Source organism: Hoeflea sp. Naph1 (assembly GCF_046837775.1).
Lineage (GTDB): Bacteria > Pseudomonadota > Alphaproteobacteria > Rhizobiales > Rhizobiaceae > Hoeflea.
Window position 1 is genome coordinate 846,214 of sequence record NZ_CP177286.1, and the last position, 23,168, is coordinate 869,381.

Here is a 23,168-nt window from a genome sequence, read left to right on the forward strand (position 1 = left end):
ATGGAACCGAAGTGGTGACCATTAGGACAGATGTACTAATTTACCCTGGAAGATAATCGGCTACCCTTGGCAACTGACAGGGTAACGGATTCAATTCCGCCTAGAATACAGCGGGGGATAGCGAAATTTCCGCCTTTCAGGTCGCCCCTTGGCCAACAGCACCGGCGGGAACAATTTCTGGTTCTTAGCCTTTTCCAGATTGAACAGAAATGATTACGGAGAATTGCAGATGCGAGCTCTGTTGGTGGATTTTGCAACGCTTGTCATGATGATGTCAGGCGCAGGGAACGCTGGTGCAAATGAATGGACAACAACGGCCGCCAAGGATGTGAATGGCCTTCAACACGCAAATATGCGCACAGAATTGCATGAGTTTGCACTTGAATTTAGTTGCGATGGAAATGACTGGGAGGTCAACCGTCTCCGTGTGAAATTTTTCACAACCTCGCTCCCCAAATTGTATGCACAGGACGATGCCAGTGCCAGATTATCGCTGCTTTTCACGCTGTCGGGCGGTGCTGTTTATCGAGAACGTCTGGACGCCCACTATTTTGACGGTGGTCCGGGAGATCAGGCCTGGCTTGGCTCGATCAATGCCGGCAAATCCGAGCTTGATGCTTTAGCGGCGTCGCGTCGTCTGGACATCCTGAACCCCGATGGCGAGCTTGCCTATACTTTCGGGACAAAGGGCACGGCTATTGGTGTGGCCGCAATCCGTAAACACTGCAAGCTTGGAGCTGAGTGAGTGGTAATTTCCAGAGCAAGACAATGTGCCCAGTGCCACGAACCCAGGCTGATGCCGGTCTCGCGCAAGATGCAGGTGTACAATTCGACGATCCATTACAAATGCGGAAATTGTGCCGCTGAAATCGACATCACGCCCGCCGCCAGCATCGGTGTCGCGACGACGGTTGGAATTCTGGCGCTCGGGTTTTGGGGATGGATTGTGTTCAGAGGCAGCGGTCCGATCGATTTACTGACTTTATCGCTATATGGCGCAGCTGGCCTCGTCTTTTTCTGGTTTACGCTCTCCCCGCTCGCGGCGCATCGTAAAAACCCGCTGCTGAAGGAGGGTGAGCCGGTTCAGATGTCTGTTGACCCTGTGAATGCCCATATCGCAAAAAAGCCAATTCTCTGGATAGAGAACCTTGGCTTCCTCTCCGGCTTGATCGCACCACTCATCTTCGTACTTTGCGTTTTGAGCGGTGCAGCGCTGATTGGCTATGTCAATTTCACCTATTTTTGAGCTATCCCCACATCGCTAAGCGCGCTGGGCTATTTCCCCAAATTCTTCGCAGTTGCCGCCGAGTTCACAGCCGTCATGGCACGCTACCCTATGAATGGCTCTCGGTGCTTGCTGTAACGTTGCGTAAACTTTGTCGCCTCTGTCGATACCAGAAAACGCCAGTTCCAAGTGCCCAAATCAGATCGATGAACCAGACGACAATCCCGAAAAATACAAGAAACACGGTGGCGGCTAACACGAGTGCGCAAACCAGCATCAGCAGCTGAATGGTTCCGACAACTGGCTTTCGCATGAAGACGGTGCCAAGCCCCGGCACAACCAGATTGCAAGTGATCTGAAGCATGTTTGAGCCCTCGGAGGTCATCTTGTTTCAAGTGGTGCCCGGATTGAGCGAAACTCTCGGCTCAATGTAGACGGATCATTGAAAGCATTAAAGTTTCGGTCCCTTGAGCGCCATACCTTTATAAAGTATTGCTGGATAATGGAGTTTGGGCACCTTGGGGGGCGGGGAGAAATGGTTGGCAGGATAATTATTGCTGACGACCACCCGCTGTTCCGTGAAGGTCTGCGACGTATCATTCTGCGCGTTATGACGGCTTCGATTGTAGAGGTGACCGACACGGATTCCTTGCTGTCAGAGGCGCGAAAAAACGAAGCTCCGATCATGATGCTGCTTGATCTGGTGTTTCCTGGTTTCAAGGGAGCGGAAACTGTAGCTGATTTGCGCCAAGCATACCCCGGGTCAGCTCTGGTTGTTATTTCCATGACTGACGACAACAAGGTTGCGAAAGAAATGATCGCAGCGGGGGCAAACGGATTCATTTCGAAATCCGTCTCCCCCGACGAAATACTGCTTTCCATCAACAAGATCGTGGAGGGCGAAATTGTTGTCTGTCTGGATGGTGATGATGCCATCGGGCAGAGCATTATCCCAAACCTCCCACAACGCCACATCGATGTCCTTGTCGGAATAGGTCAGGGAAAGACAAACAAGGAAATTGCGCGCGAATTGGGTATTTCTCCTTTTACCGTTCGCGCACATATTTCCGCGGTGTTTAAGTCAATGGGGGTATCCACCCGCTCGGCCGCATCGGCAAAGGCGGTTTTGTACGGATTGATTTAGCCGGTGCAATTCTGCGGCATCAGCTGGCGTTGGCGTAACCGGTGGCCATTGCCAAGAGGACAGACCGCAGCTGCATAGGCGAGACAGGCTTGTGGAGCGTCCAAAATCCCTCCTGTTTCGCCAATTCCCCGATTTGATCGGTGATCGTACCGCTGATAATTGCGGTAGGCATTGCCGATCGCTGGTTTATCTCTTTTGCAAGGTCGATGCCGTTTTTCGGAATGTTGAGGTGATAGTCCATGAGAAGCATGTCAAAACGTGTCAGATAATCCGACATTGGCGTACTGGTCTCCACGTCATAGCCCCAGCTCAACAGAAGGTTTTTCATTGCCTTTGTCACCTGCGGGTTGTCGTCGATGATCAGTACCGTCTTGTTCGGCTTTTTATAAACCCTGCTGGAATTGGTGACAGCCTGCGCCTGGACTGGTCGGGATGAAACCTCGAGTCCATCGATGATAACGTGCGTACCAACGCCTTCCGTTGAATTGAAATCAACGCTCAAATCAAGAAGCCGCGCCGTGCGGGATACAATCGGTAACCCCAAACCCAGCCCATCCGTGCGCCCCGGACCATGCGGATTGCCGCGAACAAACTCTTGAAAGATCCCCTCCTGGAGATGATCAGGCACGCCAATTCCCTGATCGAGAACATGAACACTTGCCGTGCCGTTCCTCACCCTCGCCCCCAGAAGTATCTTCCTACCTGGTGCGTATTTGACGGCATTGAAAACCAGGTTCTGGACGATCGAAGACAGAAGGGCCTTATCGGTTTCCACACAGACAGACGTTCCGACCAGATTTATGAAACCACCACGCTCCTCGGCTTCAGGCAGAGCTTGCCGCGCGGTTTGGCGCAGCACCTCATCCAGCGAAAAAACTGTCAGGTCGGGTTTCAATCCACCGGAATCCAGCGAGGTGACATTCAGAAGCGATTTGAACAAATTGGAAAGATTGTCGATCGACAGATCAATGGTATCCAAAACGTCTTGCCCGTCGGCATCAAGTTTTTGATCGCGCAAGCACTCGGTGAGCAGCCCGATGGCGTGTATCGGCTGCCGCAAATCGTGATTTGCCTGTGCCAGAAACTGTGTTTTGGCGGCATTGGCTACATCTGCCTTCTTTGCTGCAGCGTGATATTTTTCTGCCAGATCGAGGTTGTCCAATTTGGTGGCTAGATATTCAGATAGTTCATCGCTGGTATCGTTGGCCAAGCCGCACATCATGACCGTGAAGATGACGACGAGAATCCCCAGAAGAACAAAGTCACCGCCCATCAGGAAGATCCGAATGGCGAGGAGTCCGGTAAAGGGAACCACGTAGAAAAAATACGAGAACTTGAAAATGCCAAGGGAGCGGGCTGCCGAAGCTGCGGCTCCCGCAACAATGGCCATCTGCATCGAGAAATGCGCAGGATTTTGGATGTCCAGTCCAAGACAGACAAACGTTCCCCAGCTCAATCCTACGGCAGCAAAAAGGGCGTGGAGCCTGTTCTGCCATTCGTTCAGATTGAGCCCGGTGTTCAGCGGGTCCTCTGCTTGTTTGCCGAGGACGTAAAGAAGGGTTGGCGTTACCAGGATTTCCCAAACGCCCCAGAGCAACAACCAGTGCAGCGCCAATACATCCCATGCGAGATAGATGAGCACGCTTGCTGCTGCGATGTGTCCGAGAAATATCTTGGCAGGCGCGCGCGAAAACAAGCGAGCACGGTCAGCCTGGAAGTCAACGACACCGGGAAACAGCGTTTTCATACGATGTCCATCCTAAAAAGCACATCCCAACCTAGCTCGGTAGAGGAGCTCGCGCACTAGTACATCTGTCCGAATTGCAACAGCCTATCTCTCGCATCTAGCTTTCAGCCACGTTGGCAAAAAGCAATAATTGGAAGCGAAAATGGCTGGAAATCAAAATTCACTCAAAAAATTGGCGTTTCTGGGCGGAGCATTGTTGTGCGCGTTGTCGACCGCCAGCCTGGCAGGTACAAGCGCGCCCTATTACTTCGGTGATCATGCCGGAAATGTGCAGGGCCTGTACACCGATACCCGCTGCAATGGACTACCGAGCGGTTGCGTTGGATTCGGACGGTATTGCAATATGGATTTCTATTCAAATTCCTATGCAAGAAAAAAGGCAAAAGAGACGTGGCAATATAAGGGATACATTGGCATTCGCCAAAACTCCGGGAATCACCCCGTCGTATGTGAACTGAAGAAGTAGTATTTTCATGAAATACCCGCTTCTGACGCTTCTGTTCATTGTTTCTGGGTGTTCGTCAACGTGGGAATCCTCCAGCGCTGTCTCGACACGAGGAAGCAGTGAACAGAGGAAGATCGTTGCAGCAAGCGCGGAGCGGGCTGAAAGCCTCAATGGCGACGAAGTGTTCCTGCTGATCTATCGCGAAGGCGGGTTTGTCGGCTCCGCGACAGCATGGCCAGTTCGGTACAATGGAGCCAAAATTGGCGCGCTGAAAAACGGATCGTTCATTGCCATCAAGACCAATGCGGGGATCAAGACACTCACGCCGGAATCCCATCTCGGTATCTATTCCGAAGGGGTCGAGCAATTTGAGCTGAACGCCGATGCCGGACGCACCTACTATTTGAAGCATGGGCCGGACTCGATCTACACCTCAAAGGTCAAGATCAGGCAAGTGCCGGCGGCAAAAGCCAGCGCTGAAATCGCCAAATATTCGCTTGTGAAAGTTATCAACGAATACAGAGGCTCAGCGGTCAAATCCGAAGGCAGCATTAGCTCCATCAGCGGGCGGGTATTTGTTGAGCGGGGAATCAAGACGTTGCCGGCCAAGCCGGGCTCTCGATTATACGTTGGCGACAAGGTCAATGTCGAAGAGGGTTCGAGGGCTGACATAATCGTTCATGGTGGGCTCATCAAACTCACCGAGAAGATGTCTTTTCAAATACCGGATGCCCCGAATGCCGCGCCGCCGCCGGGCATGGCATCTAAGGCCTGGATCAAGATCAAGACGCTGCTTAAAGGGGAGAATTTCGAACTCCAAGAGGCATCGTCGACTGGGGGCGTGCGCGGGTAGAAGAGCGGCCACGGCAGAAATAGACCCCTTAGATTCGCAGCTCCTTCTTTCTTCGCAATTTTCGAGGCATGGAAGCCATCATGTGCCCAGCAAAATTCGGCACCGATTGTCGAACTCCGATGGTTTCGTTCATCAATTTGTGGAGCGCGGTTGCGACGTTCTGCAGTCATTAAGTGTCAGTACCCCACTCGCTTTATTGTTCGCAAGAAACGGGCTTGGCAAACTCTGGTTTTTGCGGCGCTTAATGGGTATTTACGCGAGTAAGATCCCTGCTAGCCAACAACATTGATGAACACCATAAAGCGTCCCGTGCTGAGCATCTTGAACACCATCACGTCAAGAAAGCCGGAAACTCGGCCCTGTAAAATCTGGCGCTTGAGTGCGGCAAGATTGACGTCGCAATAAGTTACAAGCTGAGCGGTCTCCAGCAGCGCGCGATTTGCGGACTTACCGAAAAAGCTGTCACGAGTGTCCATCTCGCTGCCTATTTTGAATTTGTGAACATTGGCACGATCTTGCCGTAAAATCTGTTCCGCATTTGACAACCTCACCCCTTTGGAGCTGTAAAGGTCCTGCTCTTGAATGTCGGCCAGATAATTCACAACGAGCCGGGCCTCTGGATAGGTCTTGCCGGCATCATAGATGTCATAATCGACGCAGCTTTGGGCAAGGGCCGTGCTATTGCCCATAAGTAAAATTGCGAAAGCGAAAAACCAATAACGCATTGTGATGTGTTTCCGGGGTCGTAGTTGTTGTGCGGATTTAATTTAATGAATCATGCAGAATTACGGAATTCCTATGAACATGATTAATGCTTCTTCAAATAAAAAATCATTTTGTATTTTACAAGATTTGACGAATGACGATTTCCGTTGAAAAAATACCAAAGGTTTATGCACGTTGGCTCCGGACCTGTTTCATTTCACAGTCTGAATGTGGCTGGAAACAGGTTTGAGTGTCAACATGTACATGTGTACCGGTTAGTATATCAACCGGACACATAATCGACTTTATAACGCCGTGACCCGCTTTCCTTGGAACCGGCGTCAGAGCCAAGCTGGTTTGGGTGGGCATATACAAGAAAAATGCTCAATCTGTCCGCCTCCAGGTTGGTCCGGCCGCTACCCAAAAAACCAGCGATCTGTGGGCTGAATTTGGCAGTCCAAAGCCGAATGTTCTCATATGATACGTGGATGCCGCGATCCCGCAGCATCTCCTCAACTTGGCGCAGGCTCAGATTAAACCGCGCATAGAACCTGATTGCATGGGCCATGATCCGGGATGGACAACGGTGGTAATTGTAGCTGATGAGTGGCGATGACATGGCTTAAACCACACCCGTCTCGCAGCACCGGCAATGAGGCGACGGTTAACGTGACAACGCCTCTTCTCAATTAAGCCCCATGGGTCTCAATGACACTGATGTCAGACAGTCGCGGGTTGGCGAGACTCCGTCTACCCAAATTTCATCATCATCGGGCATGCGAGGATTAGTGCAATCAAGTCAGCCTGACGATTGGTGCCGGTTTTCTGAAACAGGTTGCGCATGTGGAACGAGATGGTGGTTTGCGATACGCCAAGTTCCGCCGCCACATCGCTCGGGCGCCTGCATCGGGCCAAGGCACTCGCGACCCGCGCCTCGGTCGGGGTAAGCGAAAACAAGTCCATCAGCAGGGATTCTGGAACGCGCTGGCTTTGACCGGGTGGAGAAATAAACAAAGCAACGCAAGCGCGCCCCTTGCAGTCAGTGTCCGCCTGCACAAGCGGACAGATCACGACCGAAATAGCGCTGGTATCGTGGGTTCTTTGTAACGTGACCCCGAGCACTTTGTCGCAACGGCGCGATGCGGCCTCCAGCGCCCCGCCAATCGCACTTTGCAACGCCCGGTTTGAAGCCGAATCCGGCGAGGATATGCCCTTATTGCCAATAGCGATGAAGTCGCCATTGGCGGCCATTTGATCGGCAGCTCGGTTGACAAGAACCGGCACTGCCTTTTCATCGAGTAGAACGGTTCCCAGAGCGATGAGGTTCAGCGCAGCTTCGGCGCCACTGCCGGACAACGCGGCCAGCGCATTGCGTATGGTTGCCAATTCGCCGTCGTGTCGGTTGTGTATTCGCTCGACCTGGCGGAGCCTGGCAGCGATGGTGGCCAGCATCAGGTCATAATCTATCGGCTTGACCAAATAGTCGTCTGCACCTTTTAGCTTGCCTTCGACCACCTCATAGGGCTCGGACAAGGCTGTCAGGAAAACAAAGGGCGCGGAGGAGAGGTCAGGACGCTTGCGGCGCACTTGTTCAAGCACGTCGTAACCGTCGAGGCCTGGCATCGTAATGTCACAAAGCAAAAGATCGGGGGTCGCATTTTTCAGCAACTCCAGCGCGGCTTCCCCATTCTGCGCGTCGAGAGTGCGATATCCGGCTTCCTGGAGTTCTTCAACGATGTCGCGTCGTAAATGTTCTTCGTCTTCAATGACAAGGATCTGGGCAGGTTTGGTCGCAGGCATCATGTCGTTTTCTCCCCGAACCGGGGCAAGGAAATGCGAAAGGTCGTACCTTCATTGGCTGCCTGCAAAGTGACGTCGCCGCCCTGCATCCGCGCCAATGTGCGCGCCATGAACAGCCCAATACCGGTGCCGGCGACGCCAACGCTGTTCGCGCCGCGATGGTTACGCTCAAATATTTGTTCACGGTCCTTTTCGGAAAGCGGCAGGCCACTGTTGCTGACCTCGCAATGAAGCCATCCGTCGTCAATGCGCAGAACCACTGACACCGACGTATTTGGCGGGGCGTATTTGTTGGCGTTGGACAGCAAGTTTTCCAGCACCTGTTCGGCGAGGGCCGGATCGCAATAGGCGATGGGCTGACCGAGTAAGGGATACGATACCTCGATATGGCGGTCAGGGGCGGCATCACCCAGGCGGTCGCAGGCAGTTCTGACGATTTTGCTCATATCGCAGTTTACGCGCCGCGCGCCAATCTGGCCTGCATCCAGTCGTGCGGCGTCCAGCGTGCTTTCCACCAAGCGTGTCAGGCCTGCAATAGCGCTGCGGGCCCGGCCGGCACGCTCGACCACCTCGCCGGGGTCGGCGCGCGGTCCGCGCCGCAGCAAACGCTGAAGAGCCGAATCTGCAACCGCCAATGGCGTGCGGAATTGATGCGACACCATCGCGGCGAAGTTGCGGTAGAGATCGGCCGCCGACCGTTCGCGTTGCAAGGCGCTGTCAAGGTCGCGGGTGCGTTCTGTCACCAGTTCCTCCAAACGATCGCGAATCTGGGCCTCCCTCTGTTTGGCCGCATGACGATCAGAGGCGTCGTGCATGAACAGGATCGCCCCCACGATCCCGACATCATTCCACATTGGGTAGAACCTCAGATCGACATATAAAGGCCTTTCGCGATCTGGAGCGAACAGCGGCTGGTAGGCCATTTTGGACGTGATCCCGGCAAGGGCTTGTTCTATGCCAATCCGAACCGGCGCGGTTTCGAAAAATCCGGCAACCTGGGACAAGGTGCGGCCGACCACCTGCTCGGCGGGTTTGCCGATCATCCCGGCTATGGCGTCGTTCCACACGGTGCATTTTATCTCGCGGTTTACAGCCAGGATGCCTTCCCCGCTTGACGAAATCAGCAGACCGGAAAAATCCCGCTCGCGGAGTAGCATGCGATTGCGTTGACGTGACTCGCGCAGCGCCATGACAAGCATGACGGCGAGTGTACCGCCTGCAATCATGATTCCAATCAGGGATGCTATGATCTGGTGCAACTGTCCGCGCGACGCTTCCAGCCGCCCGCCCATATCATCCCATTCCGCAATCATCGCCTTGTTCGCCGCCCGCCCGAAAATACGCGAGAATGGGTCGAGCGTGTTGTGTAGGCGCGGACCATCGCCCTGCGTGAAATCATCTATAATTGTCTTGACGCTTGCCAGTGTCGCTTGGAGCCGATCCAGATCGTCTTCCATGCCGATCCTTTCGACAAAACGGCGCTGCGGCCCGTCGTTCAGAAGCGCCACCCGGCTGGCAAGAATATCCAGGCGCAGCGCAAGGTCATCCTGGTCTGCTTCACCAAGTTCAGCCAGTGCTGCCGTCTCGATCATCCGCAGGGCCGCTACCTCGCTTTGGTGCAGCACCCAGAGCATGTTCTGCTCCGCACCCACGCGCATTGCGTTCTGCATTTCGAACATGCGCAGCATCGAAAATGTAAGCAGCACGGCAAAGACAAGGACGGCAGTTAATGGCAGGGCCAGTCCGAGAATAGCATGACGGCTGCGCGTCATTGCACGTCGAGTAGTTGCAATTGCCATACCCATCGGTAATCAAACCGAATGTCCTGCAAAGCCTGATGATCGTCGCGCGGATAGACAATCCAGAGCGGCCCCTTGTCGTCGCGTGTCAGGGGCTGGCCGTCCATGTCAAAGGCAACAATCACGTCATATTCGTAAAAGTCGGAGATTGGGATCTCCACCGCGTAGTCGTTCAACGCAACAGCGGTGACACTATCGCCTTTCGCATCCAGATGATTGAGCAGGTCGCGCATCAAAAAGCCGGTGAAATGATGCTGTCCATCGGTGACAACGGTAGAGGTGACCAGCGCCGCGGGCGGCAATGCTTCGAGTGCCGCGCGATCCAGTTTGGCGCCCCCTCCGGCGATCCGCCCCGTGACCTCCAGGATAGTCGCTTCGGCTTGCGCAACGCCGGCGGCCCCCAGCAACACAAGGCCCGTGACCATCAGTCTCCACATACTCGATGTCCTCTTTACCGTGCAGTTCATCAGGCTCTGGATCGTTCTGCAAACATTATATTTTACAAGCAATAGCTGCACCCCGTTCAAACGGACGGGGCGTAGGGGGTGCGGGTTGTGCAATCATCTGTTTTTTAAGCGTGCCGATCAAGCATACGTGGCAGCTAACCGGACCACACAGGTGCCAGTCGCCGCCAAATTCCTCCCGCACCGTTTGAGCCGGTGAACGGATTGTGCTTGCCGGTTGCGAGGTGCCTGAAAACCGGGTCGAGAAAAGCCATTGCGAGATCGAATGGAAATTGCCGGCTCCGCCAGTCTGCAGGGATGGGGTGGGATCAGATTTCACAGCGAGATATGTCCGACAGGCGAGACAATGGAGATGATCACCAACGGCAGGCCAGTGATCAAATCGGTCTCGGTTCCTTATGCTGCAGGGAAAAGAGCCGGCATTGGAAAGTCGCGGCACGATCGGCAAACAGCTTCCTGCGTCGCGCGCGCACGCACCGATAGACACGCCCATAGCGCCTGCGAAACATGACGTGGCGCAGCACGGAGTTTTCCAAACGAGCAACAGGGTTTCAGACCAAAGGAGATTGGGATGTGGGATTTCAGCATCGGCAGCGCGCTCGGCATGATGGGCCGAACCATGCCATTCATTTTCCTTCGCATCGCCGTGTATTTCGGGATCACGCTTGGCTATATCCTGGTCACTGGCGCGGGTGCCGGTGTTGGTTATGGCATCGGCGGTTTCGGTGACGAGGAGTTTCGCGCCACAACCACTGCATGGGGTGGCTTCGCAGGCTTCGGCATGTTCGGCGTCGTCATGTACTGGGCGCGGGAGTATATCCTCTATATTGTCAAGGCCGGGCATATTGCGGTCCTGATTGAATTGATTGACGGCAAACCGATGCCGCAAGGCCGCAGCCAGATCAGCCATGCGACGGCCGTGGTCAAAGAACGGTTTCCGCAGGCCAGTGTGCTGTTCGCGGTCGACCAGCTGATCAAGGGTGTTGTGCGCGCGATTTCGGGTTTGGTGCGTGGCGTCCTTACTATCCTGCCGATCCCCGGCGCACAGCAGTTGAGCGGCATCCTGTCAGCCTTCCTGCGCGTCGCGGTGGGGTTTGTGGATGAGGTGATCCTCGCATATGCGATCCGCACGAAATCAGACAATGCGTGGATGTCGGCCAAGGAGGCGCTTGTACTCTACGGCCAGAATTACAAGACGATGCTGAAAAACGCTGCGTGGCTGGCGATCATTGTCTACGGATTGGGAATCGTGGTGTTTGTTCTCATGCTCGCTCCGGCGGCGTTGGTGGTTTATCTGATGCCCGGGGCATGGGCCGCAGGTGGCGTTGTCTTTGCACTTTTGTTCGCATGGAGCGTAAAGGCCGCACTGCTGGAGCCCTTCGCGATCACGTGCATGATGCAGGTTTATTTCAAAACGATCGAGGGCCAGCAGCCCAATCCTGAGTGGGAGGCCAAGCTGGAACAGATGTCGGGCAAATTCCGCAAGCTGAAAGACCGCGCTTTCGGACATGGCAGCGATACGCCAGCAGATGTCGACACCCCACACCCGGCATGAAGGCGCAGTCATCCAAATGTCTAAACAGCTACGCGGCAACTGCTTGCTTGCGCGGCCGCATTAAGGGCTCTCGATAGAGCCGTGCATGGAGGAATGAAGCATGACACTTATCGCACCAAGACTGGCGGCAATGATAATTGCGGGTAGCATCGCCTGCGCCCAATCGGCAAACGCGGCTGAAGATGTCGTGATTGTCTATGACGCTTCTGGGTCAATGTGGGGGCAGATCGACGGCACCAGCAAAATCGAGATCGCCCGCGATGTCATGGCCGATCTGGTCAGTGAATGGGACACTGATACCAATTTGGGCCTTGTCGCCTATGGCCACCGTAGTCAGGGCGATTGCCGCGACATTCAAACACTGATAGCGCCCGGACCGCTGGATAAAAGCAAATTCATCGACACGGTCAATTCAATTAGACCGGTAGGCAAGACGCCAATCTCGGCTGCAGTGCAGCACGCTGCAGACCTGCTGTCGTTCCGCGACAACCCTGCCACCGTCGTGTTGATTTCTGACGGAGTGGAAACCTGCAATGCAGATCCTTGCGCGCTGTCTGCGCAACTTACCAAGCAGGGGGTGAAGTTCACCGCGCATGTGGTGGGATTTGATTTGAAGGATGAGGAGAGCGCCAGCCTGTCCTGCATCGCTGAAAATACCGGAGGCGTTTTTGTCACAGCCAGCAACGCGGCCGAATTGCACGACGCGTTGGCACAGGTTCAAAGCGCCATGGCTGAGCCGTCTGCCCTGCCAGAGCCGGAACCTGAACAGCCAGCGGCTCCAGACGTTGAAATCACGGCCCCCGAGCAGGCCACAACCGGTGCCATCTTTGATGTGGCATGGTCGCAAACCATCAATGGAAGCGATTACATTACCATCGTGCCGGCGGGAGCCGACGAAGGCAGCCGCAGCAACCACATCCGCGCCGGCTCCGACCGCGAGGGTAGTCTGACGGCGCCTTCCGAACCAGGGCTGTACGAGGTGCGTTATGTGCTGGAGGAGGGCAAGAAAACACTCGCCACCGCTGCTGTCGAGGTGGTCGAAGCGCAGGTCGAAATCACGGCCCCAGAGCAGGCCACAACCGGCGCGATCTTTGATGTGGCATGGTCGAAAACCATCAATGGAAGTGATTACATTACCATCGTCCCGGCGGGAGCCGACGAAGGCAGCCGCAGCAACCACATCCGCGCTGGCTCCGACCGCGAAGGTAGTCTGACGGCGCCTCCCGAACCAGGGCTGTACGAGGTGCGCTATGTGCTGGAGGAGGGCAAGAAGACGCTCGCCATAGCTGCTGTCGAACTGGTCGAAGCGCAGGTCGAAATCACGGCCTCCGAGCAGGCCACAACCGGTGCGATCTTTGATGTGGCATGGTCGAAAACCATCAATGGAAGTGATTACATTACCATTGTCCCGGCGGGAGCCGACGAAGGCAGCCGCAGCAACCACATCCGCGCTGGCTCCGACAGCGAGGGTAGCTTGACGGCGCCTTCCGAACCAGGGCTGTACGAGGTGCGCTATGTGCTGGAGGAGGGCAAGAAGACGCTCGCCATAGCTGCTGTCGAGGTGGTCGAAGCAGAGATCGGCATTTCCGGCCCTGGCATCGTTCGGGCCGGAACAGATGTCGATATCACCTGGTCCAGCACGATCAACCGGCAGGATTATGTAACCATCGTCCCTGCCGGTGCCGATGAGGGCGCACGCGATACCCATCTGCGCACGGGGGATAAGACCAAGGGAAGGCTGACAGCGCCAACCGAGACAGGACTTTATGAAATTCGCTATGTTCTGGAAGAGGGCAAAAAGACCCTTGCGACGGCACCGTTGGAAGTGGTTCCAGCCGACGCACAGCTTGACGATGGAGCCGGGTTGTCAGTGCCAGCAACCGCCAGCCCTGAGGCCACGATCACAATTACCTGGACGGGTGAGAGCGATAGCACCGATCAACGGATTGCACTTGCTCGAAAGGACCAGCCCGATTTCAGCTGGATCGTTGTTCAGAAAGTTGGCGCCGAGAAAACAATGGACATCACAATACCTGATGAGGTTGGGGTCTATGAAGTGCGGTTCCTCGATATTGCCGGTCGGGCGCTTCTCGGGCGATCTGTTGTGGAGGTGAAATGATGCGCTTGTTTTCCTCCATTGGGGCGGCGGCGCTCGGCCTGGCTTTCAGCGCGCTCACGGTGCAGGCCGAAATCGACGGGCACGGGCCGGACGCGTGGCGCATCACCGGCGTGGGCGCCGATGACGTGTTAAACATGCGCATGGGCCCTGGAACGCATTATCTGGTGATCGACCAGCTTGCCCCGGATGCGCGAAAATTGGAGCAAATCACCTGCGTCCCGCTTCTCATACCGTCCATCTACCACAAACTGAGCGATGCTCAGCGCGCCGATCTGCCGCCGCGCTGGTGCCTGATGCGCAGCAGCGACTTCAGCAAGGCCGGGTGGGTCGCGCAGCGATTTATCATGGAAGATGGGCTGGAGGATGGCGCGCGAGAGGGGCCCGCAGCGGCAACGGATGCCTCCCCGCACGCGACCGGCGATCCCCAGATCGACGGGGCGGCTGCCCTCGTGATGGATCTTTACGCTGCGTTCGAGCGGGCAAATGCCCGCGCCAACAATCCCTTCATGCGCCCCATGGCAGAGCGGTATTTCTTTGCAGGTGTGATTTCCGACATGCACGGAAGAGGAGCAGATCTGCTCTATGATGCACAAGACTTTCAAGGTGAAGTGACACGCGTAGCGCCCGATCCGGATCGGCCAATGTTGCGCGGCATGATCACCATCAACGCCGAGATCATGAATTTCGGCCGGACGCATACTGTCGTTTTTCGGCTGCGGGGCGATACCGCCCAGCCAGGCGCACCCATTCGCATTTTTCGTATCGAACATGATGGTTGGTCATTTCCCTGAGAAGTTACAGGCATGGATGCCTGCGATGGACACAGAATTATGTTTTATCCCGCCGCCCGGGGCCCTGTTGCAGCAATCAAGAGAACGTCGGTGAGAGTACGCATTGCGTTCTTGAGGCATTCGTTGGAGCACACGTTGCTATTTCAAGCGCGGTGTCGCCTGGGCCAATTGTGTGCCGAAAGGAAGTTCTGGGTTGAAGACCTTGGTGCAACGGCAACCTGGTTGCGACCTGAGGCTTTTGCCGAATAGAGCGCTCGGTCAGCGCGGACTCTGAATAGCCCCTAGATTCATAGACGCCTTCTTCCCTAAATTTGAGGCAAGGAGGCCATCATGAGCACAGCCAAATTCAGTGACGATTTCAAACGCGATGCTGTTCATCAGATCGTTGAGCGGGGTTATCCGGTTGCGGAGGTTTCGAAACGATTGGGTGTCAGTTCCCATTCGCTTTATGCGTGGAAGAAGCGGTTCGGGAAGTCAGGGTCCCGCGATGGTTCTGTCGACGAACAGGCTGCCGAAGTTCGGCGGCTGAAGCTTGAACTGGCGCGTGTGACGGAGGAGCGGGATATCCTAAAAAAGGCAACGGCGTACTTCGCGCGAGATGCAAAGTGAAGTACGTGTTCGTAGCAGAGCATCGCCCGCTGTTCTCGGTGCGTGCGATGTGCCGCTCCCTTCGCATCCAACCCAGCGGCTTCTATGCCTGGCTGAAGAACCCGCTGAGCAATCGGGAGCGGGAAGACGCCCGTCAGACCGAACTTCTCAGGAAGGCGTGGAAGGACAGCGGTAAGGTCTATGGCTATCGCAAGCTTCACGATGACTTGCTGGATCAGGGTGAGACGTGCTGCCCGAACCGCGTTGCACGTCTGGTCAATTTGGCGGGTATCAAAGCGCAGATCGGCTACAAGCGTCGACCTGGCAGCTATGGCGGCAAACCTTCTGTAGTCGTCGACAACACGCTGGACCGCCAGTTCGACGTGGCAGTGCCGGACAAGGTCTGGGTCACCGACATCACCTACATCAAGACCAATGAGGGTTTCGCCTATCTGGCCGTCGTGATCGATCTCTACTCCCGCCGCGTCGTCGGCTGGTCGATGCAAAGCCGTCAGACAACGGACGTCGTGCTGCAGGCTTTGCTCATGGCTGTGTGGAGACGAAAGCCGACGAGCAAGGTGTTAATTCATTCAGACCAAGGCTCTCAGTTCACCAGCATCGACTGGGCATTGTTCCTAAAGCATCACAATCTGCAACACTCAATGAGCCGGCGCGGAAACTGCCATGACAATGCCGTCGCAGAGAGTTTCTTCAACCTGCTCAAGCGTGAACGGATAAGACGTAGGACCTATCGGACCCGAGAAGAAGCCAGGAGGGATGTGTTCGACTACATCGAGATGTTCTACAACCCAAAGCGTAAGCATGTGAGAAACGGGTTGCTGTCGCCCGCCGAGTTCGAACGGCAGCAGAAAACGAGGACCGAGGGCGTCTAGAAAACTCGGGGCTATTCAAAATGCCCCTCGGGCACGATCGGCAGCACCAGAGCGAGGTTGGAGAGAATGGCGGGAAATGGCTCGATCAGGTGCAGACGAACCGTGTTATCGTCAATTTTTTCCGCGCCCTTGAGCCAGCGGATGTCGCCATAGTTGAGAACGCCGTTCGCCTCATTGGTAATGAAGTTGAATGTGTAGACCACATCTTCCGGGCCGAATTCGGACCCGTCATGGAATGTTACACCTTCACGCAACTCGAATTCCCAAGTCACCGGATCGATCTGTTTCCATGAGGCGGCGAGCAAAGGTTCAAATTTCTTGGCCACGGAATCCCAGAAGACCAGCCCGTCATAGACATGCTGGGCAAGTACCACACTCTCGCGTGAGGTGTCGTAATAGGTATCGGTCGAAACGACTTCCTTGGCAGCAGCCCAAGTGAGGCTGTTGTCGTCAGGCCCCGAAAGGGCTGTCGTAGTCAGCAGTCCGCAAATGGCAGAAGTCAGAAACATGGTTCTGGCAAAGTGAGTTGGCATCTGTATTGCTCCTCTTTCAGACACTTGATTTTTCGTTGTGATTGTAATACTCACTATTTGATTGTTATGCGCATTATTTAATACTCGAGTAAACGAACCTGTCAAGTCTTCGACGGAAGACAGTCGCGAATGCTTCCTTGAAGGAGAAAATGGATGGCCAAACCGGAGAAACCGCAGATTCTCGCGTCGACCCTCGACCGGGGCCTCAGGATCATGCAGCTGTTTCGCAATACTCAGGAGGAGATGAGCCTGACCGAAATCACGGAACGTTCCGGTTTGGAGAAGAGCGCGGTCCAACGTCTTGCGTACACATTACATGCGCTCGGCTATCTCGATCGGGATGAGAAATCGCGCCGCTACAGGCCCGGCCTGCGAATGCTCGACTTCGCCTATGCCTATCTGATCCACGACCGACTGCTCGAGCGGGCCTATCCTCGGATGGTCGAAGTCAGCCGCAAATACAACAGCACTGTCAATTTGGGTGTTCTCGACGGCACCGAGGTTGTCTACAAAGCGCGCATCCCGCATGCTTCGGTTGCCTTCGACGCCATGCTGATCGGTGCGCGGCAGCCGGCGGCCGTCACCGCAATAGGCCAGATCATATCGGCGTTCTCGTCGGATGATGTTCTTGAAAAAATGCTGGCAAAAGGGCTGCCTGCACCTTTGACAGCCTTTACCTGCCAGGATCCTGAAGAGGTTCGAGCGCGCGTGGCGGGCGCGAAGCGGGACGGATTCATCATCTCGAACCAGCAGCTCATGCTTCAGGAAGTGGTGGTGGCAGCGCCGGTCATCGGTGCGAACCGCAAGGCAATCGCGGCTATAAGCATGCCGGTTTACATGCCCGACTGGAACGAACCCCGCATCCGAGAAGAGCTGGTTCCCGTCGTGACCGAAGCAGCCCGCTCGATATCTTCAATCATCTCGCAAGGATGAACCGACCTATCTCAAGAACGGCCTGATCCATGCAACAGCGCCGAAAGCGGTGGCGTTTGTAACTGATGGTTGGTTATTGCATCGCGGCAAACTAGATGGGGTAACGGGCTGCCAAGCCGGCCGACGGAGGCAGGGTTGGTGAGAAGGTGGTCGTCCCTCACACTGATGGTGTGAACGGAGTCGGGACGGATCCCGCTCCAAGCATCGAGGAGAGACGACCATGGAGCATTATGCAGGGATTGACGTTTCATTGGAATCTTCGAGCGTGTGCGTTGTCGACGCCAGTGGCAAGATCGTTCGCGAGAGTAAGGTGGCAAGCGAACCGGCAGCGCTGATCGGCTGGTTTGCGTCGCTCGGCTTTGAGCTGGTGCGCATCGGACTGGAAGCTGGCCCCCTATCGCAATGGCTTTATGCGGCCATGCGGCAAGACGGCCTTGCAGTCGAGCTTCTGGAGACGCGGCATGTGCGTGACGCCTTCAAGGCGATGCCGGTGAAGACGGACCGGAATGATGCGCGTGGGATCGCGCAGTTGATGCGGTTGGGTTGGTTCCGGCCGGTGCATTGCAAATCTTTGGCAGCGCAGGAGGTTCGGGCAGTGCTGACGGCGCGCAAGCTGGTTCAATCGAAGTTGCGGGATATGGAGAACAGTGTGCGTGGCATTTTGCGCGGCTTCGGGCTGAAGGTCGGCCCGACCACGCCGCGCCACTTTGCCGAACGCATCCGCGATCTCGTGGTCGGCCATGAGAACCTGCAGATTGTGACGGGGGGACTGCTTTCGGTGCATGCCGTGCTCTTGCGCGAGTTTCAGGCTTTCGAAAAGCAAGTTCGAGCGCTGGTGCGTCAGGATATAAGGACCAGGCAGTTAATGACCACACCGGGAGTGGGGCCGATCGTGGCGCTTACATATGCGTCTGCCATCGACGACCCGGATCGTTTCTCCTCCTCCAAGCAAGTGGGCGCGCATTTCGGGCTGACGCCAAGGCGGTATCAGTCCGGCGAGACCGACTACAGCGGCCGCATCAGCAAGATCGGTGACGCGGCGGTGCGCACGGCGCTGTTTGAAGCCGCCCACATCATGCTGACCAAACCGCTCAAGGGCTGCACGGCGCTCAAGAGTTGGGCGATGCGGATTGCCCGACGTGCCGGAATGAAGAAGGCAAGGTTGCGCTCGCGCGCAAGCTCGCCGTGATCCTGCACCGCATGCTCGCCAACGGCACCGTCTTCAACGGTGAAGCCAAGTCGATGACGGGGGCCTAAAAAAGGAGAGCCAAGGTTCTCGGGTGGGCCACGACACCAGACCTTCCCGAAGCGAAGTCCCGTCGCCGGGACGATGGATCAGGTCAGACCGTAACAGCCTGCGTGGCATAGCGATCACGCGACTCTAGATTGGTCGACCTCATCCTCTTCAAACCCCATCAGGTGGCGGCTGCGCGCCGACCCCGTACAGAAGCAAGACCCCGGCGACTGGATGACGACAAAGGGATTGACTCACACAGGCCCGTTACAGAAGGGGCTGTTGACGTTTACCGTGTGTGAATGAGCGTTGCGGCAATTGAGATGAAGGCTTTGAAACTCTGGTCGGTTTTGCAAGAGCGCATTGCTATCCCTCTGTTTTCCTTCAGTTTGCCAAAGTAGTTTTCGATCAAATGCCGCCATTTGTAGGTTTCCTTGTCGAACTCTGCCGGGAACCTCCGGTTGGATTTTGGCGGTATGACCGGGGTTATGCCGCGATCCAGCAGGCCATTGCGCAGCCAATCCGCGTCAAAGGCCCTGTCCGCCAGCAAATATCCGGCGGACAAGCCGCTGATCAACGCATCGGTCTCGCGCAGATCATGAGCTTGCCCTGGCATCAGACAGAAATCGACGAGATTACCGAGCGCATCCGTCAGAGCCAGTATCTTTGTCGTTATGCCGCCGCGTGAGCGTCCAATGGCCTGGCAGAGAGTCCCCCTTTTGCGCCCTGACCCGAGCGATGAACCTTGACGATAGTACCGTCGATCATTGCGTATTCCAGATCGGCGTCTGAGGCTAATGCTTTGAACATACAATAGAAAGCATCCGCTTTGACCCATCTGCGGAACCGCTTGAATACAGAATTCCATTTGCCAAACTCACCCGGCAATTCGCGCCATTGCGCGCCCGTGCGGACGATCCAGAGGACTGCCTCCATGAAAAGTCGTGGGTCACGTCCGGTTTGTCCGGGATCGGTGGTTTTACCCAGGCAGTATGGTTCGATGATCGCCCATTGCGAATTGGATAGGACTCTTCGGGTCAAGGTTGCTCTCCTCCGTTTGCAACCTTGAATCAGAAGTCAGGTGATTTGGGAATCCCGAACGTCAACAGCCCCTAGCTTTGTATTGGTGCCATGCCGACCACAGGCTGGTTAATGTGACCACCGGAAAGTGGCCGCTCACCTGCGAACTGCGCGCGGACTGAGTCCAAACTCACGTTTGAAAGCCGTTGAAAAATTGGTCGGATTTCCGTAGCCGGCGGCAAAAGCCGCCTGGGTGACGCTTGCGCCTTCTCTTTCAAGCATCCGTCGAGCAAGAAGCAGGTTGCGCGCGCGGACATACTCTTTGACAGTGATGCCGTGTCCGGCACGAAACAGGCGCTGCATCGTGCTCAGGCTAACACCGCTGCGCTTGGCAATCTGTTCGACCGGCAAGGTGCTGTTGGCGGCAATGGTCTCTTCGATAACCTGCAGTCGCCGCATGTCGGCTGGTGCAAGCCTCTGGTTGGTGCATTTCAAGCGGTCTGTCGCCAATGTGGAAAATCCGTCGGCCAACAAATCAAGCGCGCGACTTTCAAGGTAGAGGTTCTCGCCCACTTCAGGCGGGTGCAGCATCTGCTCGGCAATGGCAACAAGTACCGGACTGGCGATCCATTCAAACCGGGCAACATGAGCGGACCGAAAGTCAGTAATTGCCTGTCGCACGGCTTCGTTGTCGAACGCACAATCATTGATCCATTCGGGAGTCACCGTCACAACCACATGGCGGACCCGTTCACCCTTATTGACCTTGCGCTCGAGGCGGTCAGCCCTTGCCCGGGAAATGATGACCGCCCGTACCGGTTCACCCTCACGTCTGCCGATACCGAGATCGATCCCATCAATACGTGCATCGACGTTGCCTGACAGAAACATCATAAGCGACATTCCCGGCAGCTGATTTGCGATTGTGGTCAGGTCTTCGAGTGCGGTCGTGTCGGATGTGTGGACGCTCATGCCACACCGCAAGCACAGCATGCGATGATCGCCATGAAGAACCGCCTCTGTTGGCGAATGTCGGGGCAGCAGCTCAAATGCCGGGTTTGTCAATCGGGCATATTCGGCAAGCATGCCCGCTGATATGTTGTCTCCCCTGATGATGATGCCGCCTGCCATGGTTTCGTATCCTTCTTGTGCATTGCCGCGCAGGCAAATGCTTTTGACGCCTACGCAAAGATCGAGTGCTGGCACTGCCTGACCTCATCCTCTAACAAATATGATGAAATTCATCAAGTTTTAGCCGGGAACGTTCCTGGTTTGCGTAAGGGGTTGTCATGGTTGACGGAATACGGGCTGTGCGGAATTCAAAGACCAATATTTGTCGGGTGGTGTCGATCACATTGGCGTCATCGGTTGCCTCTCTGGCGATGGCGCCTGATGTCGCGGCGCAGGACCTGGCGGTGGAAACTACATCGCTTGAACAAATCACCGTGGTAAGTGACGGCAAAGAGAATATCGAGGCAACGGGCGGGGCGGTTCTTACCACGGAAGATCTCGACAACCTCCAGCCAGCTGACGTCTCGGAACTGTTTTCGCGCGAATCATCGGTGACTGTTTCCGGCGGCGGTGGCCCGTCCAAGCGCATTCACGTTTTTGGCATGGAGCAGTCGAATCTGGCCGTTTCGGTCGATGGCGTCCCGCAAACGGCGACAAGTTGGCACCACACCGGTTCGAACGTTATCGACCCGGCTTTCCTCAAGCGCGTTGAAGTCGAGGCCGGAGCGGCGGCAGCGGATGCGGGTTTTGCTGCTGCGGCCGGGGCTATTCGTTACGAAACTGTCGGCGCCAATGACCTTCTGAAGGATGGCAAGAATTTTGGCGCGCGCCTGAGCGGATCCTACGGAAGCAATGGACGGGGTGGTTCCGGTAGCGCCGCGGCCTATGGCCGCTATGAAAATTTCGACTGGTTCTTCATGACCCATCTTACCGAAGGGGATGCTTACAAGGATGGTGATGGCAGGACCATGGAAGGCACGGCGCCGGCGAACCGGAACGTGCTGGGCAAATTCGGCTATGAAATCGAAGGCCACCGTGTCGAACTCGGCTACGAGCGCAGCACGGACGATGCCGACCGCCTGATCAAGATGAACCTGGGTCTTGCCGGGGATACCTCGCATCCACTCGAGGTGACGCGTGAAACGGCAAAGTTGAGTTTTAGCTCCATTGCTCCCACAGACATGTGGGACCCGGATGTGATGGTCTATTATAGCCAGAATGACTATTGGCGCGACAATTATCAAGCCCGCACTAATGGCAACATGGTCCTCAATGAAGACCTGTACGGTGGCAAGATCCAGAATACCTTCTCGATTGACGCGGGTACCATTACGGCCGGCCTCGACATGGGGCAACACGATTATCATACAGATAATTACGGCAACCTGTTTGGTGGCAATCCGACACCGCGCTACCGTGATTTCTCCACCACCCAGGTCGGTGCTTTCGTGCAAAGTCGACTCGAGTTCGACAGCGGCTTCAAGGTTTCCACGGGTGCCCGCTACGATTTCCATCGTTTTGAGGACTGGAACAACCAGACATTTTCAGACAACGGCGCAAGCGCAAATGCCACGGTTGCCTACAGATTCAATGATAATGTCGAAGTGTTCGCGGCTGCGTCACACACCTGGCTTGGCTACGTGGTTGGCGACTATGGGTATGTCCACGCCCGCGACGCCGGTTTCATAACCGATCCGGGCTTCGAAGCTGGCACTGCCAATAACCTCAAGGCTGGTGTGAACTTCTCCGGCGACAGCTGGAATGCCGGAATTACCTTCTTCGATACTCGCATCAAGGGCTTGCCGTCCTATACAATTCCAGCCCTTGTCAACGATGATGAACACCGCAGCCGCGGCGTGACACTGAATGCCAGCTATCGCTTCAACGACACCAGGTTCGGTGCGACCTACACCAAGGCGAAAGTGACCAAGGCAGGCATCTCGGCATTGCCGGATAGCGGCCACTTCATGCCGGTCGGCGACATGGCTACACTCTTTGTCGACCACGAATTCGTCGATTACAACCTCAAGGTTGGGGCGACGATGGCATGGGCCGGCAAGATTTCCGACCTCGTGGCAACGAATGCCAATTTCCTGGACCAGCCGTCCTATACGGTCTTCAACGCCTATGCCGAATGGAGCCCGCCAGCCTACGAGAATGCATCATTTCGTCTGGGTATCGATAACATCTTCGATGAAACCTACTACGAGCGTTCGGGCTATTCCACGAGCACCAACCGCGGCGGCATTGACCCGATATATGCGCCCGGACGGACAGTTACACTTCAGGCCACTGTCAAATTTTGACCG

Annotated in this window: 21 protein-coding genes and 1 pseudogene; 12 read left to right on the forward strand and 10 right to left on the reverse strand. The window is 55.7% G+C overall.

Features of this window, described 5'->3' with window-relative positions:
* Positions 1 to 148: 148 nt before the first annotated feature.
* Both ACK6D9_RS04020 and ACK6D9_RS04025 read left to right on the forward strand, forming a co-directional pair.
* The gene (locus ACK6D9_RS04020; RefSeq protein WP_412050718.1) at positions 149 to 745 is read left to right on the forward strand and encodes a hypothetical protein; all 597 of its coding nucleotides are present in this window, start codon (positions 149 to 151) and stop codon (positions 743 to 745) included.
* Positions 746 to 796: 51 nt separating this feature from the next.
* On the forward strand, positions 797 to 1,246 hold the full coding sequence (locus ACK6D9_RS04025; RefSeq protein WP_412050719.1) for a hypothetical protein: 450 nt from the start codon (positions 797 to 799) through the stop codon (positions 1,244 to 1,246).
* A gap of 88 nt (positions 1,247 to 1,334) precedes the next feature.
* Here ACK6D9_RS04025 and ACK6D9_RS04030 read toward each other — a convergent pair whose 3' ends face one another.
* Positions 1,335 to 1,589: a hypothetical protein gene (locus ACK6D9_RS04030; RefSeq protein ID WP_412050720.1), complete on the reverse strand. Its 255-nt coding sequence runs from the start codon at positions 1,587 to 1,589 to the stop codon at positions 1,335 to 1,337.
* Between the two features lie 171 nt (positions 1,590 to 1,760).
* Here ACK6D9_RS04030 and ACK6D9_RS04035 point away from each other — a divergent pair, with 171 nt between their 5' ends.
* The gene (locus ACK6D9_RS04035) at positions 1,761 to 2,369 is read left to right on the forward strand and encodes a response regulator (RefSeq protein ID WP_412050721.1); all 609 of its coding nucleotides are present in this window, start codon (positions 1,761 to 1,763) and stop codon (positions 2,367 to 2,369) included.
* Between the two features lie 19 nt (positions 2,370 to 2,388).
* On the opposite strand, the gene ACK6D9_RS04040 is transcribed toward ACK6D9_RS04035, so the two are convergent.
* Complete coding sequence (locus ACK6D9_RS04040; protein WP_412050722.1) at positions 2,389 to 4,116, reverse strand: hybrid sensor histidine kinase/response regulator; 1,728 nt, start codon at positions 4,114 to 4,116, stop codon at positions 2,389 to 2,391.
* A 142-nt stretch (positions 4,117 to 4,258) separates the two neighbouring features.
* Between ACK6D9_RS04040 and ACK6D9_RS04045 the strand changes: the two genes are divergently transcribed.
* Together ACK6D9_RS04045 and ACK6D9_RS04050 are read left to right on the forward strand one after the other, a co-directional pair.
* Positions 4,259 to 4,582, forward strand: a complete 324-nt coding sequence (locus ACK6D9_RS04045) for a hypothetical protein (RefSeq protein ID WP_412050723.1) — start codon at positions 4,259 to 4,261, stop codon at positions 4,580 to 4,582.
* A 7-nt stretch (positions 4,583 to 4,589) separates the two neighbouring features.
* Positions 4,590 to 5,414: a DUF2846 domain-containing protein gene (locus ACK6D9_RS04050; RefSeq protein WP_412050724.1), complete on the forward strand. Its 825-nt coding sequence runs from the start codon at positions 4,590 to 4,592 to the stop codon at positions 5,412 to 5,414.
* Positions 5,415 to 5,686: 272 nt separating this feature from the next.
* Here ACK6D9_RS04050 and ACK6D9_RS04055 read toward each other — a convergent pair whose 3' ends face one another.
* From ACK6D9_RS04055 to ACK6D9_RS04075, 5 genes are all read right to left on the reverse strand, one after another.
* Positions 5,687 to 6,139 (reverse strand): hypothetical protein, encoded by a 453-nt coding sequence (locus tag ACK6D9_RS04055; protein ID WP_412050725.1) that lies wholly within the window; start codon positions 6,137 to 6,139, stop codon positions 5,687 to 5,689.
* Between the two features lie 263 nt (positions 6,140 to 6,402).
* A complete protein-coding gene (locus tag ACK6D9_RS04060; protein ID WP_412050726.1) occupies positions 6,403 to 6,687 on the reverse strand; it encodes a hypothetical protein in 285 nt (94 codons plus the stop codon).
* A gap of 182 nt (positions 6,688 to 6,869) precedes the next feature.
* On the reverse strand, positions 6,870 to 7,922 hold the full coding sequence (locus ACK6D9_RS04065; protein WP_412050727.1) for a response regulator: 1,053 nt from the start codon (positions 7,920 to 7,922) through the stop codon (positions 6,870 to 6,872).
* Entirely contained in the window at positions 7,919 to 9,724 is a 1,806-nt protein-coding gene (locus ACK6D9_RS04070) for an ATP-binding protein (protein ID WP_412050728.1), read from the reverse strand. The genes ACK6D9_RS04065 and ACK6D9_RS04070 overlap by 4 nt, the downstream gene beginning before the upstream one ends.
* On the reverse strand, positions 9,688 to 10,185 hold the full coding sequence (locus tag ACK6D9_RS04075; RefSeq protein ID WP_412050729.1) for a molybdopterin-dependent oxidoreductase: 498 nt from the start codon (positions 10,183 to 10,185) through the stop codon (positions 9,688 to 9,690). The genes ACK6D9_RS04070 and ACK6D9_RS04075 overlap by 37 nt, the downstream gene beginning before the upstream one ends.
* A 568-nt stretch (positions 10,186 to 10,753) precedes the next feature.
* Between ACK6D9_RS04075 and ACK6D9_RS04080 the strand changes: the two genes are divergently transcribed.
* From ACK6D9_RS04080 to ACK6D9_RS04095, 4 genes are all read left to right on the forward strand, one after another.
* Positions 10,754 to 11,737 carry a hypothetical protein gene (locus tag ACK6D9_RS04080; RefSeq protein WP_412050730.1) on the forward strand — a complete coding sequence of 328 codons (984 nt, stop codon included), beginning with the start codon at positions 10,754 to 10,756 and terminating at the stop codon, positions 11,735 to 11,737.
* Positions 11,738 to 11,837: 100 nt separating this feature from the next.
* Positions 11,838 to 13,856, forward strand: coding sequence for a vWA domain-containing protein (locus ACK6D9_RS04085; protein ID WP_412050731.1), 2,019 nt, complete (start codon positions 11,838 to 11,840; stop codon positions 13,854 to 13,856).
* Positions 13,853 to 14,647: a hypothetical protein gene (locus tag ACK6D9_RS04090; RefSeq protein WP_412050732.1), complete on the forward strand. Its 795-nt coding sequence runs from the start codon at positions 13,853 to 13,855 to the stop codon at positions 14,645 to 14,647. Before ACK6D9_RS04085 ends, ACK6D9_RS04090 begins: the two co-directional genes overlap by 4 nt.
* Positions 14,648 to 14,977: 330 nt before the next feature.
* Positions 14,978 to 16,128 (forward strand): IS3 family transposase gene (locus ACK6D9_RS04095; RefSeq protein WP_412050733.1). Its coding sequence is split into 2 segments (ribosomal slippage): positions 14,978 to 15,227 and positions 15,227 to 16,128, totalling 1,152 coding nucleotides; the frame shifts between segments, so codons are not numbered across the junction.
* Between the two features lie 11 nt (positions 16,129 to 16,139).
* Here the strand turns inward: ACK6D9_RS04095 and ACK6D9_RS04100 are convergent.
* A complete protein-coding gene (locus ACK6D9_RS04100) occupies positions 16,140 to 16,661 on the reverse strand; it encodes an ABC transporter substrate-binding protein (RefSeq protein WP_412050734.1) in 522 nt (173 codons plus the stop codon).
* 153 nt (positions 16,662 to 16,814) lie between these two features.
* Between ACK6D9_RS04100 and ACK6D9_RS04105 the strand changes: the two genes are divergently transcribed.
* On the forward strand, positions 16,815 to 17,594 hold the full coding sequence (locus ACK6D9_RS04105; protein WP_412050735.1) for an IclR family transcriptional regulator: 780 nt from the start codon (positions 16,815 to 16,817) through the stop codon (positions 17,592 to 17,594).
* Between the two features lie 220 nt (positions 17,595 to 17,814).
* Positions 17,815 to 18,851, forward strand: a pseudogene (locus ACK6D9_RS04110) (IS110 family transposase).
* Between the two features lie 266 nt (positions 18,852 to 19,117).
* On the opposite strand, the gene ACK6D9_RS04115 reads toward ACK6D9_RS04110, so the two are convergent.
* Both ACK6D9_RS04115 and ACK6D9_RS04120 read right to left on the reverse strand, forming a co-directional pair.
* Positions 19,118 to 19,869 (reverse strand): IS5 family transposase gene (locus tag ACK6D9_RS04115; RefSeq protein ID WP_412049012.1). Its coding sequence is split into 2 segments (ribosomal slippage): positions 19,118 to 19,536 and positions 19,536 to 19,869, totalling 753 coding nucleotides; the frame shifts between segments, so codons are not numbered across the junction.
* A gap of 135 nt (positions 19,870 to 20,004) precedes the next feature.
* A complete protein-coding gene (locus tag ACK6D9_RS04120; RefSeq protein WP_412050736.1) occupies positions 20,005 to 20,820 on the reverse strand; it encodes a helix-turn-helix domain-containing protein in 816 nt (271 codons plus the stop codon).
* Between the two features lie 410 nt (positions 20,821 to 21,230).
* Between ACK6D9_RS04120 and ACK6D9_RS04125 the strand changes: the two genes are divergently transcribed.
* Positions 21,231 to 23,165, forward strand: coding sequence for a TonB-dependent receptor domain-containing protein (locus ACK6D9_RS04125; protein WP_412051728.1), 1,935 nt, complete (start codon positions 21,231 to 21,233; stop codon positions 23,163 to 23,165).
* Positions 23,166 to 23,168: the final 3 nt, after the last annotated feature.

What these genes read in the sequence shown, in the direction of transcription:
- ACK6D9_RS04050 (WP_412050724.1), top strand. Translation starts at nt 4,590, where the DNA reads ATGAAATACCCGCTTCTGACGCTTCTGTTCATTGTTTCTGGGTGTTCG.
- ACK6D9_RS04075 (WP_412050729.1), bottom strand. Translation starts at nt 10,185, where the DNA reads ATGAACTGCACGGTAAAGAGGACATCGAGTATGTGGAGACTGATGGTC.
- ACK6D9_RS04060 (WP_412050726.1), bottom strand. Translation starts at nt 6,687, where the DNA reads ATGGCCCATGCAATCAGGTTCTATGCGCGGTTTAATCTGAGCCTGCGC.
- ACK6D9_RS04030 (WP_412050720.1), bottom strand. Translation starts at nt 1,589, where the DNA reads ATGCTTCAGATCACTTGCAATCTGGTTGTGCCGGGGCTTGGCACCGTC.
- ACK6D9_RS04085 (WP_412050731.1), top strand. Translation starts at nt 11,838, where the DNA reads ATGACACTTATCGCACCAAGACTGGCGGCAATGATAATTGCGGGTAGC.
- ACK6D9_RS04100 (WP_412050734.1), bottom strand. Translation starts at nt 16,661, where the DNA reads ATGCCAACTCACTTTGCCAGAACCATGTTTCTGACTTCTGCCATTTGC.
- ACK6D9_RS04125 (WP_412051728.1), top strand. Translation starts at nt 21,231, where the DNA reads ATGGCGCCTGATGTCGCGGCGCAGGACCTGGCGGTGGAAACTACATCG.
- ACK6D9_RS04065 (WP_412050727.1), bottom strand. Translation starts at nt 7,922, where the DNA reads ATGATGCCTGCGACCAAACCTGCCCAGATCCTTGTCATTGAAGACGAA.
- ACK6D9_RS04040 (WP_412050722.1), bottom strand. Translation starts at nt 4,116, where the DNA reads ATGAAAACGCTGTTTCCCGGTGTCGTTGACTTCCAGGCTGACCGTGCT.
- ACK6D9_RS04035 (WP_412050721.1), top strand. Translation starts at nt 1,761, where the DNA reads ATGGTTGGCAGGATAATTATTGCTGACGACCACCCGCTGTTCCGTGAA.
- ACK6D9_RS04090 (WP_412050732.1), top strand. Translation starts at nt 13,853, where the DNA reads ATGATGCGCTTGTTTTCCTCCATTGGGGCGGCGGCGCTCGGCCTGGCT.
- ACK6D9_RS04120 (WP_412050736.1), bottom strand. Translation starts at nt 20,820, where the DNA reads ATGAGCGTCCACACATCCGACACGACCGCACTCGAAGACCTGACCACA.
- ACK6D9_RS04045 (WP_412050723.1), top strand. Translation starts at nt 4,259, where the DNA reads ATGGCTGGAAATCAAAATTCACTCAAAAAATTGGCGTTTCTGGGCGGA.
- ACK6D9_RS04105 (WP_412050735.1), top strand. Translation starts at nt 16,815, where the DNA reads ATGGCCAAACCGGAGAAACCGCAGATTCTCGCGTCGACCCTCGACCGG.
- ACK6D9_RS04070 (WP_412050728.1), bottom strand. Translation starts at nt 9,724, where the DNA reads ATGGGTATGGCAATTGCAACTACTCGACGTGCAATGACGCGCAGCCGT.
- ACK6D9_RS04025 (WP_412050719.1), top strand. Translation starts at nt 797, where the DNA reads ATGCCGGTCTCGCGCAAGATGCAGGTGTACAATTCGACGATCCATTAC.
- ACK6D9_RS04055 (WP_412050725.1), bottom strand. Translation starts at nt 6,139, where the DNA reads ATGCGTTATTGGTTTTTCGCTTTCGCAATTTTACTTATGGGCAATAGC.
- ACK6D9_RS04080 (WP_412050730.1), top strand. Translation starts at nt 10,754, where the DNA reads ATGTGGGATTTCAGCATCGGCAGCGCGCTCGGCATGATGGGCCGAACC.